This window comes from Streptomyces corchorusii, from assembly GCF_001514055.1.
Taxonomy (GTDB): Bacteria; Actinomycetota; Actinomycetes; order Streptomycetales; family Streptomycetaceae; genus Streptomyces; species Streptomyces olivaceoviridis.
The window spans coordinates 286,874-302,969 of the sequence record NZ_KQ948361.1 but is presented as its reverse complement, the minus strand read 5'-3'; the positions used below and the strand labels follow the sequence as shown (position 1 = coordinate 302,969).

The 16,096-nt window shown below is 72.9% G+C and carries 14 protein-coding genes and 1 pseudogene; 9 read left to right on the top strand and 6 right to left on the bottom strand.

Annotated features, from left to right (window positions below; genetic code table 11):
• Positions 1 to 298 precede the first annotated feature (298 nt).
• Positions 299 to 1,135, top strand: coding sequence for an SDR family NAD(P)-dependent oxidoreductase (locus tag AQJ11_RS28500; protein WP_059265047.1), 837 nt, complete (start codon positions 299 to 301; stop codon positions 1,133 to 1,135).
• A 175-nt stretch (positions 1,136 to 1,310) separates the two neighbouring features.
• On the opposite strand, the gene AQJ11_RS28495 is transcribed toward AQJ11_RS28500, so the two are convergent.
• From AQJ11_RS28495 to AQJ11_RS28485, 3 genes are all read right to left on the bottom strand, one after another.
• On the bottom strand, positions 1,311 to 2,459 hold the full coding sequence (locus AQJ11_RS28495) for an MAB_1171c family putative transporter (RefSeq protein ID WP_059265045.1): 1,149 nt from the start codon (positions 2,457 to 2,459) through the stop codon (positions 1,311 to 1,313).
• Positions 2,452 to 2,973, bottom strand: a complete 522-nt coding sequence (locus tag AQJ11_RS28490; protein ID WP_014675436.1) for a BAR domain-containing protein — start codon at positions 2,971 to 2,973, stop codon at positions 2,452 to 2,454. The genes AQJ11_RS28495 and AQJ11_RS28490 overlap by 8 nt, the downstream gene beginning before the upstream one ends.
• 197 nt (positions 2,974 to 3,170) lie before the next feature.
• Positions 3,171 to 3,374 carry a hypothetical protein gene (locus tag AQJ11_RS28485; RefSeq protein ID WP_059265043.1) on the bottom strand — a complete coding sequence of 68 codons (204 nt, stop codon included), beginning with the start codon at positions 3,372 to 3,374 and terminating at the stop codon, positions 3,171 to 3,173.
• 461 nt (positions 3,375 to 3,835) lie between these two features.
• Here AQJ11_RS28485 and miaB point away from each other — a divergent pair, with 461 nt between their 5' ends.
• Positions 3,836 to 5,365 carry a tRNA (N6-isopentenyl adenosine(37)-C2)-methylthiotransferase MiaB gene (gene miaB / locus AQJ11_RS28480; RefSeq protein ID WP_107120887.1) on the top strand — a complete coding sequence of 510 codons (1,530 nt, stop codon included), beginning with the start codon at positions 3,836 to 3,838 and terminating at the stop codon, positions 5,363 to 5,365.
• A gap of 99 nt (positions 5,366 to 5,464) precedes the next feature.
• On the opposite strand, the pseudogene AQJ11_RS51290 reads toward miaB, so the two are convergent.
• A pseudogene (locus tag AQJ11_RS51290) lies at positions 5,465 to 5,560 on the bottom strand (Lrp/AsnC family transcriptional regulator); the annotation flags it as partial.
• Between the two features lie 98 nt (positions 5,561 to 5,658).
• On the opposite strand from AQJ11_RS51290, the gene AQJ11_RS28475 reads away from it, so the two are divergent.
• Positions 5,659 to 6,372 carry a class III extradiol dioxygenase subunit B-like domain-containing protein gene (locus AQJ11_RS28475; protein WP_059265039.1) on the top strand — a complete coding sequence of 238 codons (714 nt, stop codon included), beginning with the start codon at positions 5,659 to 5,661 and terminating at the stop codon, positions 6,370 to 6,372.
• 301 nt (positions 6,373 to 6,673) lie between these two features.
• Here AQJ11_RS28475 and AQJ11_RS28470 read toward each other — a convergent pair whose 3' ends face one another.
• Complete coding sequence (locus AQJ11_RS28470; protein ID WP_014675440.1) at positions 6,674 to 6,961, bottom strand: antitoxin; 288 nt, start codon at positions 6,959 to 6,961, stop codon at positions 6,674 to 6,676.
• 24 nt (positions 6,962 to 6,985) lie between these two features.
• Entirely contained in the window at positions 6,986 to 7,216 is a 231-nt protein-coding gene (locus tag AQJ11_RS28465) for a hypothetical protein (RefSeq protein WP_059265097.1), read from the bottom strand.
• A 245-nt stretch (positions 7,217 to 7,461) separates the two neighbouring features.
• Between AQJ11_RS28465 and miaA the strand changes: the two genes are divergently transcribed.
• The 6 genes from miaA to hflX all read left to right on the top strand — a co-directional run bounded on the left by miaA (position 7,462) and on the right by hflX (position 16,083).
• Positions 7,462 to 8,400 (top strand): tRNA (adenosine(37)-N6)-dimethylallyltransferase MiaA, encoded by a 939-nt coding sequence (gene miaA, locus AQJ11_RS28460; protein WP_059265037.1) that lies wholly within the window; start codon positions 7,462 to 7,464, stop codon positions 8,398 to 8,400.
• A 371-nt stretch (positions 8,401 to 8,771) separates the two neighbouring features.
• The gene (locus AQJ11_RS51285; protein ID WP_244218373.1) at positions 8,772 to 9,236 is read left to right on the top strand and encodes a hypothetical protein; all 465 of its coding nucleotides are present in this window, start codon (positions 8,772 to 8,774) and stop codon (positions 9,234 to 9,236) included.
• A 45-nt stretch (positions 9,237 to 9,281) separates the two neighbouring features.
• Positions 9,282 to 10,151, top strand: coding sequence for a diaminopimelate epimerase (gene dapF, locus AQJ11_RS28450; RefSeq protein ID WP_058082164.1), 870 nt, complete (start codon positions 9,282 to 9,284; stop codon positions 10,149 to 10,151).
• A gap of 186 nt (positions 10,152 to 10,337) precedes the next feature.
• A complete protein-coding gene (locus tag AQJ11_RS28445) occupies positions 10,338 to 12,728 on the top strand; it encodes a RelA/SpoT family protein (RefSeq protein ID WP_208616632.1) in 2,391 nt (796 codons plus the stop codon).
• Between the two features lie 130 nt (positions 12,729 to 12,858).
• The gene (locus tag AQJ11_RS28440) at positions 12,859 to 14,382 is read left to right on the top strand and encodes a M1 family metallopeptidase (RefSeq protein ID WP_059265035.1); all 1,524 of its coding nucleotides are present in this window, start codon (positions 12,859 to 12,861) and stop codon (positions 14,380 to 14,382) included.
• A 210-nt stretch (positions 14,383 to 14,592) separates the two neighbouring features.
• Positions 14,593 to 16,083 carry a GTPase HflX gene (gene hflX / locus AQJ11_RS28435; RefSeq protein WP_059265033.1) on the top strand — a complete coding sequence of 497 codons (1,491 nt, stop codon included), beginning with the start codon at positions 14,593 to 14,595 and terminating at the stop codon, positions 16,081 to 16,083.
• Positions 16,084 to 16,096: the final 13 nt, after the last annotated feature.

The window sequence follows — 16,096 nt, the reverse complement described above, 5'->3', positions numbered from 1 at the left end:
TGGACAGGGTGAGGGCGGCGACCGCCAGCGCGGCGGACGCCGACGCGGGGAGGGATCTGGCTCTGCGCATGGTGGGGGCACCCTTTCGTGGGGAGGGGTGGTCGCCCGCGAAACTAAAGGTCCAGACCACTTCCGTCAAGGTGTGAAGTAAGAAGTGAGGGAAGTGAGTTGTCGTGCCGACCACGGGAGCGGACGCTGGCCGGAAGTCGTCACCGCCGCAGCGGTGGGTCCTAAGCTCGGTCGCGCTTGACGATCTCGGTGATGCTCGGTGATCTCGGTGAAAGGGGCCTGAACTGCAATGGAGGACAAGCGCGTTGTCGTCGTGACCGGCGGAGGCTCGGGTATCGGCCAGGCGACGGCCCGGCTGCTGACCGAGGCGGGTCACCAGGTGGTCGTCTCCGGCCGCCGGGCCGAACCCCTGGAGCGCCTCGCGCGGGAGACGGGAGCGCTGGCACATCCGTCCGACGTCGGGGACCCCGACGCGGCCGAGGGACTGGTCCGGGCGGCCCTGGCCGCGTACGGACGGCTCGACGGGCTGGTGCTGAACGCGGGCATCGGGCGCGGCGGAGCCGTGGGCGACATGTCGCTGCGGGACTGGGACGAGGTGATGCGCACCAACGTGACCGGACCGCTCCTCCTGCTGCGCGCCGCGATCCCGCACCTGCTGGAGTCCCGGGGAGCGGTGGTCGCCGTCGCTTCCGTGTCCGCGCTGCGCAACGGCACGAGCAACGCGCCGTACGCCACCTCCAAGGCCGCCCTGCTCCAGCTGTGCCGTTCCGTCGCCGTCGACTACGGGCGTCAGGGGGTGCGGGCCAACATCGTGTGTCCCGGCTGGGTGCGCACCGAGATGGCCGACCGGCGCATGGCCCGCTTCGCCGCGGAGGCCGAACTGCCGGGTGGCGGGGTGGAGGCGGGCTACGCGGAGGCCACCAGGCTGCTGCCGCAGGGGCGCCCGGGTGAGCCGCGCGAGGTCGCGGAGGCGATCGGCTGGCTGCTGTCCCCGGCGGCGTCGTACGTCAACGGCGCCGTGCTCACCGTGGACGGCGGCGCGACGGCCCTCGACCCGGGAACCCTCGCGTTCGACTACCGGATCACGCCCCGCGACGACGAGAACGGCTCCGCCGCTCCCCACTGACCGGGCTTCGGTGCTGCTGGGCCGGTGTTCAGCGCGGTTGACGGGGCCTCTGCTCGGCCGATCCTCAGCACGGCTGACGAGGCCCCTGCTCCATCAGGCTTCCCCTGCTCCATCAGGCTTCCGCGCGGCGGGCTGGCTTCCGCGTTGCCGGCCGGCCTCGGCGGCCTGCCGGGCTTCAGTGCCGACGGGCCGGCGAGGTCCGGTCGGGGCAGGGGAGTACGCCGGTCATGGCGGGCCACATCCGGGCGATCCCGAGGAGCGTCCCCGGACTGCCCTGCGTCACCCCGGGCAGGGGCCGCGGGTCGGCCGGTGGCACGCCGGCGAGGACGGCCCGCCGGGCCTGGTCCACGGCACCGGCGAGCGCGGCGGACGCCAGACGGTCGTCCCGCACCCCCGCCCGCCTGGCGTACCGGTACGCGCTCTCGTAGGCGTCCGGCCGCACGTACTGCTGGAGTGTCAGAAGGGCGTCGTACGTCTCGATGGTCTGCCGGTGCGCCTGCAAGGCCGGTGGAAGGCGCGGCCACAGCACCTCCTGGAGCCGGGACCGCCGGGGCCCGGCGAGGGCCACGTGGGGCACCGCCGTCACCAGGTCGCGCCACAGCGGCCACAGCAGCCAGATCGTCCGCAGCGCCCCGGCCGACCGGACGAGGGCGCTCGCGGTGGGGACCAGCAGGGACGCCGCCCGCAGGAAGCCGTGCACACTCATGATCACGGTCAGGTAGGGGAGCAGGCGCGGAACACGGTCGTAGAGGTGCCAGAGGTAGCCGGACCAGAAGGCGAGCGCGAGCACGCTGCCCGCCGCGAACAGGCGCAGCGACCATACGAGATCGCGCTCGGTCGTCCGCAGGCTGTACCGCCAGCAGACCACGACGGCGGCGGCGTCACCGGCGAGATGGGCGGCGATGAGGATCAGCCAGTAGGCGGACGCGGCGGACGCGGGCCCCTGGGCGGACGCCGTTCCCGTGCCGAGGTGCAGCAGACCCAGGACGAGCAACGAGACGAGGGCCGCCGTCATCCCCACCGCCGCGCAGAGGCGCAGCCGCGGCGGACCGCTGGAGTCGACCACGAAGAGCAGGACCAGTCCCGCGCTGAGCACGCCGATCAGATTGCGGAGGAGGGACACCGTGTGGACATCGAGGCCGGCCGACGTGAGCGGGCCGACGATCCCGGGCTGGAAGAGGGTGATCGCGATGGTCGTGGCCAGCACGGTGAGCCAGAGCCCCCGCTGCTGGGAGTGGCGCAGTGCCGGCCGGGCCCGCCAGACGAGGGCGAACCACAGGGCGAAGACGCCGGCGAGTCCGACCCGGGCCGCCAGCTCATTCACCGGCGTCGGCCGTCACCCCGAGGAACGCGCCGAGCCGCCCCAGGGGTCCGGCCACCCGGCCGGCGGTCCCGGCGCTCTGGATCAGGGTGGCGATCATCTCGGCTTCCTGTTCCTCGGTGTTCGTGTAGCTGGTCCTCGCCCTCAGCCGTGTGACGAGATGGGGCTGGAGGCCGACCAGGAGGTCACCGGCCTGCTGCTCGCCGTCGGCCGTGAGGCTCCGGTGGTGGTCGCACAGCACGTGGCCGATCTCATGGAGGATGATGTGCTCCCGGTGCAGCGGGGCGGTCCGGGCCTCGTAGAAGACGTAGTCGGCCTTGTCGGTGGCCATCCACAGGCCGCAGGCCCCGGTGGCCGCCGCCTCCTCGGGCAGCTCCCTCAGCACGAGCGGACGGCCTCTGAGTTCTTCCACCCGCTCCCGTACCGCGTCCAGGGACAGCGACCGGGGCACCCCGAGATCGCGCAGGATCGTGGTGCACCGGCGCCGTAGCGCGGCGTACTCGCCCGTTCTCCTCACCTGCCGTGTCACCCCGTTCGGGCGAGAAAGCACTTCACGTCACCAGCGGACAAGCTGTGGGTCACACCTAAGCAGGTCGCGCGTCCTCTTGCACACGCCTGCCCGGCCTTTTTGGTCACCCTTTGGCGAAAACCTTCTGCCGCGCCCGGCCGGCCCGTGACCGCGTCGGGGCCCGGACAGGCGCCGGCCGGGCCGGGTCAGGCGTCGAAGTCGGCGTCGCGGCCGACCGGCTCCGAGGCCGGCGACTCGTCACCGACGCTGTCCAGGTGGCCCTTGAGCGCGTCACGGAATCGTTGCCCGGCGCCAGGCGCGGCGGTGTCCTGCCGCTGTCGAGGGCTGCGGGAACGGGCCGCGGCGGCCTTGGCGGGATCACCGGGCTGCCTGCTGTGCGCACCCTCCATACCGGCGGGGCCGACGGTCGCCTCGTACGCGGGCGGGGACGCCGACCCGGTCCTTGGAGTCCGAGCCCGGCGTACGCCGGCTGGGTTCGAAGCCGGCGGCGCCGGTGGGCTCAGCGCCCGCGGCAGGTTTGCGCGTCGCAGGCCCGGCGCCCAGGGCGAACCGAAACGCCTCGACTGAGGCGAGGAGGTGGCGGCACTGTGCGACGGCCGGGCGGACGCCGCCTTCGTCTGGCCGCCGGCCGACCTCACCGGCCCGTACAGCGAGGTGATCCACTTCGAGCCCAGGTCATCCGCCTGCCCCGGGGACACCGGCCGGCCGCACGCGACGCGGTGAGCCTCGCCGATGTCAACGTCGACAGCCCGCCGCAGTGCCCGGGAGTCCGGCCCTGAGGCCATCGGCCGGCAGGGCAGCGGTCGGCAGGGCAGCGGTCGCCCCCTTCGGGACCGCCTACCCTTGACGCATGACCAGCAGCAGCGACCGGAGCCCGGCAGTGGACGTTCAAGGATCCAAGAGTTACGAAATCCGCACCTACGGGTGCCAGATGAACGTCCACGACTCCGAGCGATTGGCCGGGCTGCTCGAAGACGCCGGGTACGTGCGGGCCCCCGAGGGCTCGGACGGCGACGCCGACGTCGTCGTCTTCAACACCTGCGCGGTCCGCGAGAACGCCGACAACCGGCTCTACGGCAACCTCGGCCGGCTCGCGCCGAAGAAGGCCTCGCGCCCCGGGATGCAGATCGCGGTCGGCGGCTGCCTCGCGCAGAAGGACCGGGACACCATCGTGAAGAAGGCGCCCTGGGTGGACGTCGTCTTCGGCACGCACAACATCGGCAAGCTGCCCGTCCTGCTGGAGCGCGCCCGCGTCCAGGAGGAGGCGCAGGTCGAGATCGCCGAGTCCCTGGAGGCCTTCCCCTCCACGCTGCCGACCCGTCGCGAGAGCGCCTACGCGGCCTGGGTGTCGATCTCCGTCGGCTGCAACAACACGTGCACCTTCTGCATCGTCCCGGCCCTGCGCGGCAAGGAGAAGGACCGCCGCCCCGGCGACATCCTCGCGGAGATCGAGGCCCTGGTCGGCGAGGGCGTCTCCGAGATCACGCTGCTCGGCCAGAACGTCAACGCCTACGGCTCCGACATCGGCGACCGCGAGGCGTTCAGCAAGCTGCTGCGCGCCTGCGGGACCATCGACGGCCTGGAGCGGGTCCGCTTCACCTCCCCGCACCCGCGCGACTTCACCGACGACGTCATCGCCGCCATGGCCGAGACGCCGAACGTGATGCCGCAGCTGCACATGCCGCTCCAGTCCGGCTCGGACACGGTCCTGAAGGCGATGCGCCGCTCCTACCGCCAGGACCGCTACCTGGGAATCATCGAGAAGGTGCGGGCGGCCATCCCGCACGCCGCGATCACCACCGACATCATCGTGGGCTTCCCCGGCGAGACCGAGGAGGACTTCGAGCAGACGCTGCACGTCGTCCGCGAGGCCCGCTTCGCGCAGGCCTTCACCTTCCAGTACTCCAAGCGTCCCGGCACCCCCGCCGCGACCATGGAGAACCAGATCCCGAAGCAGGTCGTCCAGGAGCGCTACGAGCGGCTGGTCGCCCTCCAGGAGGAGATCTCCTGGGAGGAGAACAAGAAGCAGGTCGGCCGCACGCTGGAGCTGATGGTCGCGGAGGGCGAGGGCCGCAAGGACGGCGCCACCCACCGTCTCTCCGGCCGCGCCCCCGACAACCGCCTCGTCCACTTCACCAAGCCGGACCAGGAGGTGCGCCCCGGCGACGTCGTCACCGTCGAGGTCACCTACGCCGCCCCGCACCACCTCCTCGCCGAGGGCCCCGTCCTCGGCGTGCGCCGCACGCGCGCGGGGGACGCCTGGGAGAAGCGCACCGCCGCGGCGGCCGCCAAGCCGGCGGGCGTCATGCTCGGCCTGCCGAAGATCGGCGTCCCGGCGCCGCTGCCGGCGACCGCGGGAAGCGCCTGCGGCTGCGACTGAGGTCCTGGCGCACCTTGGGGCGGCGGGCAGCGGCATGCTCCTGCCACCCAGGCGACCTCTTCGGCGAGTACCTGATCGGCGTCCGGGTGGCCGGCGCGGCGGGGGACAGGGAGGACCCGTGCCGGTGATCACGCCGTCCGGTTCCATCCGGTCCAGCCGGGCCCGGAGCGTGCGGGCCACGCCGAGGAGGCGGGCGGCAAGCTGGTGGTGCTCGTCCTGACGGTGATCGGCCTGGCGGACGTGCCGATCGAGGAGTGAGCACGCGCCCCGCTCGCGGGGTTACGCTGCCGATCATGCTTGTCGCCGCCGCAGTCTGCCCCTGCCCACCACTGCTCGTGCCCGAGGTCGCCGCCGGTGCGGCGCCGGAACTGGACGCCGCCCGCGCGGCCTGCACGGACGCGCTCGGCGTGCTCGCCGCCGCCCGCCCCGGCCTGCTGGTGGTCGTCGGCACCGCCGAGGAGGGCGGGCGCGGCCCGTTCCCGCAGGGCACCCCGGGCACCTTCCGCGGGTTCGGGGTCGACCTGGACGTACACCTGGGGCCCGCCGCTCACCCCGTCCCGGAGCGCCCGCTGCCGACCTCCCTGGCGGTCGGCGCCTGGCTGCTGGAGCGGACCGGCTGGTCCGACGCCCCGATCGAGGGACTCGGCGTCGCGGACACGCTGGAGCCGGAGCGGTGCGCCGAGACCGGACGGGAGCTGGCCGGCCGGGCCGAGCGGGTGGCCCTGCTGGTGATGGGGGACGGCAGCGCCTGCCGCACGGTCAAGGCACCGGGCTACCTGGACGAGCGGGCAGCACCCTTCGACACGGAGGCCGCCCGGGCACTCGGCGCGGCGGACCTGGCCGCCCTGCGGGCACTGGACCCGGCCCTGGCCCGCGAACTGAAGGCCGCGGGCCGCGCGCCCTGGCAGATCCTGGCCGGCGCGGCCGAGAACGCGCACCTCGGCGGGGCACTGCTGTACGAGGACGCGCCGTACGGCGTGGGGTACATGGTCGCGTCCTGGTCCTGAGCCGGGATCGAGGGCTGGGCGGGCCGCACGCACGCGCGTGCGCGTGCGGACGCGACACGGCAGGCCGGCCCGGCTTCCGCGTGCGGATGCACGGCCCCCACGCGCCTGCTTGCCGTACGGCCCTGCCCCCGCGCGCTGACGTACGGCGCCGACACGCGCGTGCTGACGTAAGGCGCCGACACCGCGCGTGCCGACGTACCACCCTGCACCCGCGCAAGCTGCTGACGTCGCACGCCGCCGGGGCGCCCCGCTGATCACGGGACGCCCCGGGCGCGTAGTCACCAGGAACGACCGTCGGCCCTCACGAAGCCGGTGGCGGGCCCTCCGGGTGGGTCGGACGGGTCGGGGTCATCGGGTCGTGGGGCGCCGCCTCCGGGCCGCCCTTGTGCGCGAGGCGGTCCATAGCCTCCTTGGCCTTGCCCGTGCCCGCCTGGATCTTGTCGCTGTACTTGCCCTTGGTCCGCTGGTCGACGGCCTTCGCGGCCTTGTCGATCCCGTGCTGGACCTTGTCCCCATGCTGCCGCGCGAGGTCCGACACCTTGTCCTTGGCCGGGCCCAGCTTGGCCTTCATGTTGTCCATCAGACCCATGGTCCACCTTCCCTCGCGGGACAGTTATCTGCGGGCGCCCTCGCCGGCCTCGCTGTCGACGGCCTCGTCCGCGGACTGCTGGCGGGGGATCCCGGCACCGTCGGACGCGTCGTCCGCACCGGAGTCCGAGTGCACGGCCCCGTCCTCGTGCCCGTCACCGGACGCGTCCTTCGCCTCCGCCGGCCCGGTTCCCCTCGCCTGTGCCGCCTCCGCCTGCTCCGCCTCGGCCTCCTCCGGCTCTGTGCCGGCGCTCACCGCCGTGGCCGACGCCTCCGGAGTCGCCTTCGATCGGCCGAGAAGCCGTGCAAACACGCCCATATCCACTCCATACGGTACTCGTGCGGGCGAATTCCCGCGTCACCCGGTGCGTAAGGTTGCGCCGCCCGGGTCACCGCCCCCGGCAGCCCGGCGGGCGGCACCTCGCACGGGCAACGACCCGGGATGTACACCGTCACGTAACTCGTTCGAGACCTCGCCGGAAGGTTTGCGAGACTGGTGCGGTGAGCAGTGCACCCTCCGCCCCCCGCGTCATCGCCGTCGTCGGACCCACCGCGGCCGGAAAGTCCGATCTCGGCGTCTTCCTGGCCCAGCGGCTCGGCGGCGAGATCGTCAACGCCGACTCCATGCAGCTGTACCGAGGGATGGACATCGGTACCGCCAAGCTGACGCCCGAGGAGCGCGGCGGCGTCCCCCACCACCTGCTGGACATCTGGGACGTGACGGTCACCGCGTCGGTCGCCGAGTACCAGAAGCTGGCCCGCGCGCGGATCGACGCACTGCTCGCGGAGGGACGCTGGCCCATCCTGGTCGGCGGCTCCGGCCTGTACGTCCGCGGCGCCGTCGACAACCTGGAGTTCCCCGGCACCGACCCGGAGGTCCGGGCCCGCCTGGAGGAGGAGCTGGCGCTGCGCGGCTCGGGCGCGCTGCACGCCCGGCTGGCCGCCGCCGACCCCGAGGCCGCCCGCGCGATCCTGCCGAGCAACGGCCGCCGTATCGTCCGCGCCCTCGAAGTGATCGAGATCACCGGCCAGCCCTTCACGGCCAACCTGCCCGGTCATGACTCCGTCTACGACACCGTCCAGATCGGCGTCGACGTGGCTCGTCCGGAATTGGACGACCGCATCGCGCGGCGCGTCGACCGCATGTGGGAAGCGGGTCTCGTGGCGGAGGTGCGCGCACTGGAGGCGCAGGGCCTGCGCGAGGGGCGCACGGCGTCGCGCGCGCTCGGCTACCAGCAGGTGCTGGCGGCACTCGCCGGGGAGTGCACCGAAGCGGAAGCGAGGGCCGAGACCGTCCGTGCCACCAAGCGCTTCGCGCGCCGCCAGGATTCATGGTTCAGGCGCGATCCCCGGGTGCACTGGTTGAGTGGGGCCGCGGTGGATCGCCGGGAACTTCCGCAGCAGGCCCTGGCGTTGGTCGAACGACCGGTTACAGCCTGATCACGTCATGGCATCGGGATGCGCCGCCGGTCATCGCGGCCTTGGGCGCCGTGCCATCATCGAGCTTCGATCGACCAAGTGGAGCCTAGTTGGGAGGGCGCGTGGCGATGGAGGCCGGCCCTCGCGACACCGCACGAAGTGCCGAGCACGTCACCACAGAGGGTGACGAACCGGGCCGGGGCGGCCCGTGCCCCGGCGGGGAGCGCTCACGGGTGAACGGACACGCCGACAGCCGTCCGCACGAGCACGGCGTGCTCGACGCCGCTGTCCCCGACGACGGCCTCCGCGAGGGCCGCCCGACGGAGACCGGCCTCTCCGGCGACCGGCTCCCCGGCGACCGGCTGGTGGAGGACCGCCTCTCCGACGACCGCCTGTCCGACCCCGGCCTCTCTGACGACCGCCTCTCCGAAGACCCTCTGGCCGATGACGGGCCCGACGACACCGTGGGCGGTGTGACCGCCGACGGGCCGGCGCCCGAGGAGATGTACCCGAGCGGGCCGGAGGTCGAGGTCGAGCTGCGCCCGCAGCGCCGGCTGCGCATCTGGCAGCTCGCCCCCATCGTGGGCCTGGCCGCCGTCGGCTCCCTGATGTTCGCCTTCCCGCTCGCCTTCGACTTCGGCGACAGCGGCGCGGTCATCGCCATGCTCGGCCTGCTGATCTGCTCCTGCGCGGCGGGCTGGGGCATGATGGCCGCCCGCCGGGTGGGCTACACCTGGCCCGGCCTGCCCCCGCGCGGCTCCGGCCGCCGCCCCGACTGGCGGGTGGTGCTCGGGTACGTGCTCCTGGTGGCCGTGGTCGTCGTGCTCGCCGTGTGGCGCGTCGCCCGCCTGCGCTGACCCGCCGGAACGGGCACTGTCGTACCCACCCCGTACGATCGAGGAATGAGCACACGGATCGCCTTCCTCAAGGGTCACGGCACCGAGAACGACTTCGTGATCGTTCCGGACCCCGAGAACGCCCTCGACCTGTCCCCGGCCGCCGTCGCCGCCCTGTGCGACCGCCGGGCGGGCATCGGGGGCGACGGCGTGCTGCACGTCGTACGGTCCGCGGCTCACCCGGAGGCGCAGGGGATGGCCGCCGAGGCCGAGTGGTTCATGGACTACCGCAACGGCGACGGCTCGGTCGCCGAGATGTGCGGCAACGGCGTCCGTGTGTTCGCGCGCTACCTCCAGCACGCCGGACACGCGGCCGAAGGCGACCTCGCGATCGCCACGCGCGCGGGCGTGAAGACCGTCCACATCGCGAAGGACGGCGACATCACCGTCGGCATGGGCCGCGCCCGCCTCCCCGAGGGAGACGTCACGGTCACCGTCGGCGAGCACAGCTGGCCCGCGCGCAACGTGAACATGGGCAACCCGCACGCGGTGGCCTTCGTGGCCGACCTCGCGCACGCCGGCGACCTGTACACCGCGCCGCCGGTCAGCCCGGCGGCCACGTACCCGGACGGGGTGAACGTCGAGTTCGTGGTCGACCGCGGCCCCCGCCATGTCGCCATGCGCGTGCACGAGCGCGGCTCCGGCGAGACCCGCTCGTGCGGTACGGGCGCCTGCGCCGTCGCCGTGGCCACCGCCCGGCGGGACGGCACCGACCCGGCCGTCACCGGCACCCCGGCGACCTACACCGTCGACGTGCCCGGGGGCCGCCTCGTCATCACCGAGCGACCGGACGGCGAGATCGAGATGACCGGCCCCGCCGTGATCGTCGCCGAGGGCGAGATCGACGCCGAGTGGCTGGCTCACGCGTTCGGCTGACCCGCGACCCTAAACCTCAATTCCGTCGCTCGAATGGGTGATCCGTTTCACGCTCGGCGAGAGGCGGTCCGTCGCACGTGGTGGGCTCGGTAGCATCAAGCACCGGCACGGACGGGGGAACGTCGCCATCCCTGAGCCGCGTACGCCCTGGGGCCCCGTCCGCCGGTCCACGAGCCGGAGGTGCCCATGAGTGCGGAGGCCACGAATCCTGCGACCGCTGGCCCGGTAGCGCCCACAGCGCCACAAGCGCTCACAGCGTCCGTGGCGCCCGCGGCGGCGCGCAGAAAGTCCAGGCCGCGGATCGATCTGCGCCGACTGGGCCGGGCCGCGCTGCTCGGCCCCACGGCCCGCGGGAAACTGCCCGACGCGATCAGCCATGTCGTGGAGGCGCACCGCGCCCACCATCCCGACGCCGACCTCGAACCCCTGCGCCGCGCCTACGTCCTGGCGGAGTCCTCGCACCGCGGCCAGATGCGCAAGAGCGGTGAGCCGTACATCACGCACCCGCTCGCCGTGACCCTGATCCTCGCCGAACTCGGCGCCGAGACCACGACGTTGACGGCCTCCCTGCTGCACGACACGGTCGAGGACACCGAGGTGACGCTGGATCAGGTGCGGGAACAGTTCGGGGAGGAGGTTCGCTATCTCGTCGACGGCGTGACGAAACTGGAGAAGGTCGACTACGGAGCCGCCGCCGAGCCCGAGACCTTCCGCAAAATGCTCGTCGCCACCGGCAACGACGTCCGCGTGATGTCGATCAAACTCGCCGACCGCCTGCACAACATGCGCACCCTCGGCGTGATGCGCCCCGAGAAACAGGAGCGGATCGCCAAGGTCACCCGTGACGTCCTCATCCCGCTCGCCGAACGCCTCGGCGTGCAGGCCCTGAAGACCGAGCTGGAGGACCTGGTCTTCGCCATCCTCCGCCCCGAGGAGTACGAGCACACCAGAGAACTCATCGCGGAGAACGCCGCCCGCCCCGGCGACCCCCTCGCCGAGGTCGCCGACGAGGTGCGCGGGGTGCTGCGCGAGTCCGGCATCCCGGCCGAAGTCCTCATCCGCCCCCGGCACTTCGTCTCCGTCCACCGTGTGGCCCGCAAACGCGGACAGCTGCGCGGCACCGACTTCGGCCGCCTGCTGGTGCTGGTGAACGAGGACGCGGACTGTTACGGCGTCCTCGGCGAACTGCACACGTGCATGACGCCGGTGGTGTCGGAGTTCAAGGACTTCATCGCCGTACCGAAGTTCAACCTCTACCAGTCCCTGCACACCGCCGTCGCCCGCCCCGACGGCCAGGTGGTCGAAGTCCTCATCCGCACCCACCAGATGCACAAGGTGGCGGAGGCCGGTGTCGTGGCCCTCGGCAACCCGTACGCGCCCGCCGCCGACACTCCCGCGTCCGACACCGCCACGGCCGACGCCCCGTCTCCCGGTGCCTCGGCCGACGGTGAGCGCGTCGACCCCACCCGCCCCGGCTGGCTCTCCCGCCTCCTCGACTGGCAGCAGGCCGCCCCCGACCCCGACACCTTCTGGTCCACCCTGCGCGAGGACCTCGCCCAGGACCGCGAGATCACCGTCTTCCGCCCCGACGGCGGCGCTCTCGGCCTGCCCGAGGGCGCCACCTGCGTGGACGCCGCCTACGCGCAGTACGGCGAAGACGCGCACGCCTGTATCGGCGCCCGCGTCAACGGCCGGCTGGCCACCCTCAGCACGGTCCTGCGCGACGGCGACACGGTCCAGCTCCTGATGGGCCAGGACCCGGCCTCTGAACCCTCCCGCGAGTGGCTGGAGCACGCGCACACCCCGGCCGCCCGCATCGCCATCCAGCGCTGGCTGGCGACCCACCCCGCCGGCGGCACCGACCCGGCCCAGCCGGGCGAGTCGGACGACACCTGCGCCGGAGGCGTCCAGGTCACCGCCGGGCCCTCCGAGGTCACCGCCGAGCCCCGCACGGCGTCGTCACGGGCGACAGAGGTCCCCTCGCCCGCCCCCGCAGCCACCACCGCCGGCCCCGCGGACCCCTCCGCGTCCCGTTCAGCAGACCCCTCCGCCCTCCGCCCCCCAGTCGCTCCGGGAGCTGCGCCGGCGCACCCCGCCGGCGGTGCCCACACCCCGCGCTCCCGGCGCGCCGACGTCCTCGTGGACCGGCCCGGTGCCGCCGTACGGCTCGCCGGGTGCTGCACGCCCGTACCGCCGGACGAGATCACCGGGTTCGCGGTACGCGGGGGAGTGGTGACCGTGCACCGCGTGGAGTGCGCGGCGGTGGCGCACATGAAGAGCAGGGGGCGCGCGGAGATCGGCGTGTGCTGGGGGGACACCGCCGAGTGCCGGGTCTCCCTGGTCGCCGAATCGTTCGGCCGCCCCCATCTGCTCGCCGACCTCACCGAGGCGATCGCCGTACAGGGCGTCGAGATCGTCTCCGCCACCGTCGAACCGCCCAGCCAGCAGCGGGTGCGGCACACCTACACCCTCCAGTTGCCCGACGCGGCCCACCTCCCGGCCCTGATGCGCGCCATGCGGGACGTACCGGGGGTGTACGACGTGCGGAGGGCGCAGCACCAGCCACGGACGTCCTGACGACGGCGGCCACCGGCCTCGTGACGACGGCGTCCACGAGCGTCCTGGCGACGGTGTCCGGCCTACCCGTTCGGGTGGACCGGTCGCGCGTCGCCACCGTGGGGCGGGCAGCCACTGGTAGCGGTGGTCCATGCCGCTCACCCTCCGCTCCCGGCCCCGGACCGCCGTCCCCCGGACCACGCCCAAGGCCTCCCGGCACCGGAAGGCGGCCCTGCTCGCCTCCGCCGTCTCCCTCTGCCTCCTGGCCGCCGCGGCGCCGCCCGAACCCCTCGGCGTCGGCGACCGGCTCTTCCCCTACCTCGGCAACCCGGGCTACGACGTCGCCTCGTACGACCTGTCCCTCACCTACCCCGGCACCAACGACAAGCCGCTCCAGGCCGTCACCACCATCGACGCCTGGACCACCGACGACCTGGAGCGCCTCAACCTCGACTTCGCGCACGGCACCGTGCGGTCGGTCGAGGTCGACGGACGTCCCGCGGACTTCACCAGCGCCGGCGACGACCTGGTCGTCACCCCGGAGCACCCCCTGACCGAGGGCAGCCTGACCCGGATCACCGTGCGCCACACCAGTGACCCCGTCTACGGCAAGGACCAGCAGGGCGGCTGGGTGCGCACCTCCGACGGCCTCGCCATGGCGAACCAGGCCGACGCCGCCCACCTGGTGTTCCCGTGCAACGACCATCCGTCCGACAAGGCGATGTTCACCTTCCGGATCACCGCCCCGAACGGCTACACCGCCGTCGCCAACGGCCTGCCCGCCGGTGCCGACCGGGTCGGCGCCACGACCACCTGGACCTACCGCACCCGGCACCCCATGGCCACCGAACTGGCCCAGGTCTCGATCGGCCGCTCGGCCGTGCCGCGCCGCGAGGGCCCCCACGGCCTGCCCGTGCGGGACGTCGTCCCCGCGAGCGACCGCAAGGTCCTCGAACCGTGGCTCGCGAAGACGCCCGACCAGATCGCCTGGATGGAGAGCAAGGTCGGGCGGTACCCGTTCGAGACCTACGGCGTGCTCATGGCCCAGGCCTCCACGGGCTTCGAACTGGAGACGCAGACCCTCTCGCTCTTCGAGAAGGACCTGTTCACCGAGCCCGCCTACCCCCGGTGGTACATCGAGTCGATCATGGTGCACGAGCTGTCCCACCAGTGGTTCGGGGACAGCGTCACCCCCCGTAGCTGGTCCGACGTCTGGCTGAACGAGGGCCACGCCACCTGGTACGAGGCGCTGTACGCCGAGGAGACGGCGCACCGGCCGATGGAGGACCGGATGAAGGCCGCCTACGGCGCCTCCGACCGCTGGCGGGAGGCCGGCGGCCCGCCCGCCCGGCCCAAGCCGCCCGTCCCGGGCCAGAAGATCAGCATCTTCCGGCCCAGCATCTACGACGGCGCCGCCCTCGCGCTCTACGCCCTGCGGCAGGAGATCGGCCGGCCGGCCTTCGAGCGGCTGGAGCGGATCTGGGTCCGGGAGCACCAGGACGCCACCGCCACCACCGCCGACTTCGTCCGGCTGGCCTCGGCCATCGCCGGCCGCGACCTGAGCGGCTTCTTCAGGGCCTGGCTGTACGGCGAGAAGACCCCGCCGATGCCCGGCCACCCGGACTGGAAGCAGGCGGCATCGGCCCAGCCCACTCCGCCCCGCGCCCGGCGGTGACCCGGTGACGCCCGGCGATAACCCGGTGACGAGACGTGCCGTACCGTGCGACCATTCAAGGGTGGGCGCGTACGGGGACACGGGAATCTCCCGGGGTACTCGTGCGTTGGACATCATGAGCGGCGCGGGCGACCGCCCGCCGTGCCGAGGCCGTGACGCCGACGCCGTGACGGCACTCCCACCGACGTATCTCATCGACGTAAGGATCCAATGACCTCCTCTTCTTCCCCTTCCCAGGACGCCAAGCGCCTCGCGCACGCCTACCCCGAGGGTCTTCGGGCCGATGCCCTGATGGAAGAGGACGTCGCCTGGAGCTACGAGATCGACGGCGATCGGGACGGCGACCAGTTCGACCGCTCCGAGCGCGCGGCCCTGCGCCGCGTGGTCGGCCTGTCCACCGAGCTGGAGGACGTCACCGAGGTCGAGTACCGCCAGCTCCGCCTGGAGCGGGTCGTGCTCGTCGGCGTGTGGACCACCGGTACGGCGCAGGACGCCGACAACTCCCTCGCGGAGCTGGCCGCCCTCGCGGAGACCGCGGGCGCGCTGGTGCTCGACGGTGTGATCCAGCGCCGCGACAAGCCCGACGCGGCCACCTACATCGGCTCGGGCAAGGCCGCCGAGCTGCGCGACATCGTCATCGAAACGGGCGCGGACACCGTCATCTGCGACGGTGAGCTGAGCCCCGGCCAGCTGATCCAGCTGGAGGACGTCGTCAAGGTCAAGGTCATCGACCGTACGGCCCTGATCCTGGACATCTTCGCCCAGCACGCCAAGTCCCGTGAGGGCAAGGCGCAGGTCGCGCTCGCGCAGATGCAGTACATGCTGCCGCGGCTGCGCGGCTGGGGTCAGTCGCTGTCCCGGCAGATGGGTGGCGGTCGCGGCGGTCTCGCCACGCGTGGCCCCGGTGAGACCAAGATCGAGACGGACCGGCGCCGGATCCGCGAGAAGATGGCCAAAATGCGCCGGGAGATCGCGGACATGAAGACCGGCCGCGAGATCAAGCGCCAGGAGCGCCGGCGCAACAAGGTGCCGTCCGTCGCCATCGCGGGCTACACCAACGCCGGCAAGTCCTCCCTGCTCAACCGCCTTACGGGCGCCGGCGTCCTGGTCGAGAACGCGCTGTTCGCGACCCTGGACCCGACCGTCCGCCGGGCCGAGACCCCGAGTGGGCGGCTCTACACCCTGGCGGACACCGTCGGCTTCGTCCGGCACCTGCCGCACCACCTGGTCGAGGCGTTCCGGTCCACCATGGAGGAGGTCGGCGACTCCGACCTGATCCTGCACGTGGTGGACGGCTCGCACCCGAACCCGGAGGAGCAGCTCGCCGCCGTACGCGAGGTGATCCGGGACGTCGGCGCCACCGACGTGCCCGAGATCGTCGTGGTCAACAAGGCGGACGCGGCCGACCCGCTGGTCCTCCAGCGGCTGCTGCGGGTCGAGAAGCGCTCGATCGCCGTCTCGGCACGTACGGGCCAGGGCATCGAGGAACTGCTCGGCCTGATCGACAACGAGCTGCCCCGTCCCTCGGTCGAGATCGAGGCGCTCGTGCCCTACACCCACGGCAAGCTGGTCGCCCGCGCCCACACCGAGGGCGAGGTGATCTCCGAGGAGCACACCGCGGAGGGCACCCTGCTCAAGGTCCGGGTGCACGAGGAGCTGGCGGCGGACCTCGCGCCGTACGTCCCGGTCTCCGCGGCCTGACCCACCCCGTCAC

What these genes read in the sequence shown, in the direction of transcription:
- AQJ11_RS28500 (WP_059265047.1), top strand. Translation starts at nt 299, where the DNA reads ATGGAGGACAAGCGCGTTGTCGTCGTGACCGGCGGAGGCTCGGGTATC.
- AQJ11_RS28485 (WP_059265043.1), bottom strand. Translation starts at nt 3,374, where the DNA reads ATGGAGGGTGCGCACAGCAGGCAGCCCGGTGATCCCGCCAAGGCCGCC.
- miaB (WP_107120887.1), top strand. Translation starts at nt 3,836, where the DNA reads ATGACCAGCAGCAGCGACCGGAGCCCGGCAGTGGACGTTCAAGGATCC.
- AQJ11_RS28475 (WP_059265039.1), top strand. Translation starts at nt 5,659, where the DNA reads ATGCTTGTCGCCGCCGCAGTCTGCCCCTGCCCACCACTGCTCGTGCCC.
- AQJ11_RS28470 (WP_014675440.1), bottom strand. Translation starts at nt 6,961, where the DNA reads ATGGGTCTGATGGACAACATGAAGGCCAAGCTGGGCCCGGCCAAGGAC.
- dapF (WP_058082164.1), top strand. Translation starts at nt 9,282, where the DNA reads ATGAGCACACGGATCGCCTTCCTCAAGGGTCACGGCACCGAGAACGAC.
- AQJ11_RS28445 (WP_208616632.1), top strand. Translation starts at nt 10,338, where the DNA reads ATGAGTGCGGAGGCCACGAATCCTGCGACCGCTGGCCCGGTAGCGCCC.
- AQJ11_RS28440 (WP_059265035.1), top strand. Translation starts at nt 12,859, where the DNA reads ATGCCGCTCACCCTCCGCTCCCGGCCCCGGACCGCCGTCCCCCGGACC.
- hflX (WP_059265033.1), top strand. Translation starts at nt 14,593, where the DNA reads ATGACCTCCTCTTCTTCCCCTTCCCAGGACGCCAAGCGCCTCGCGCAC.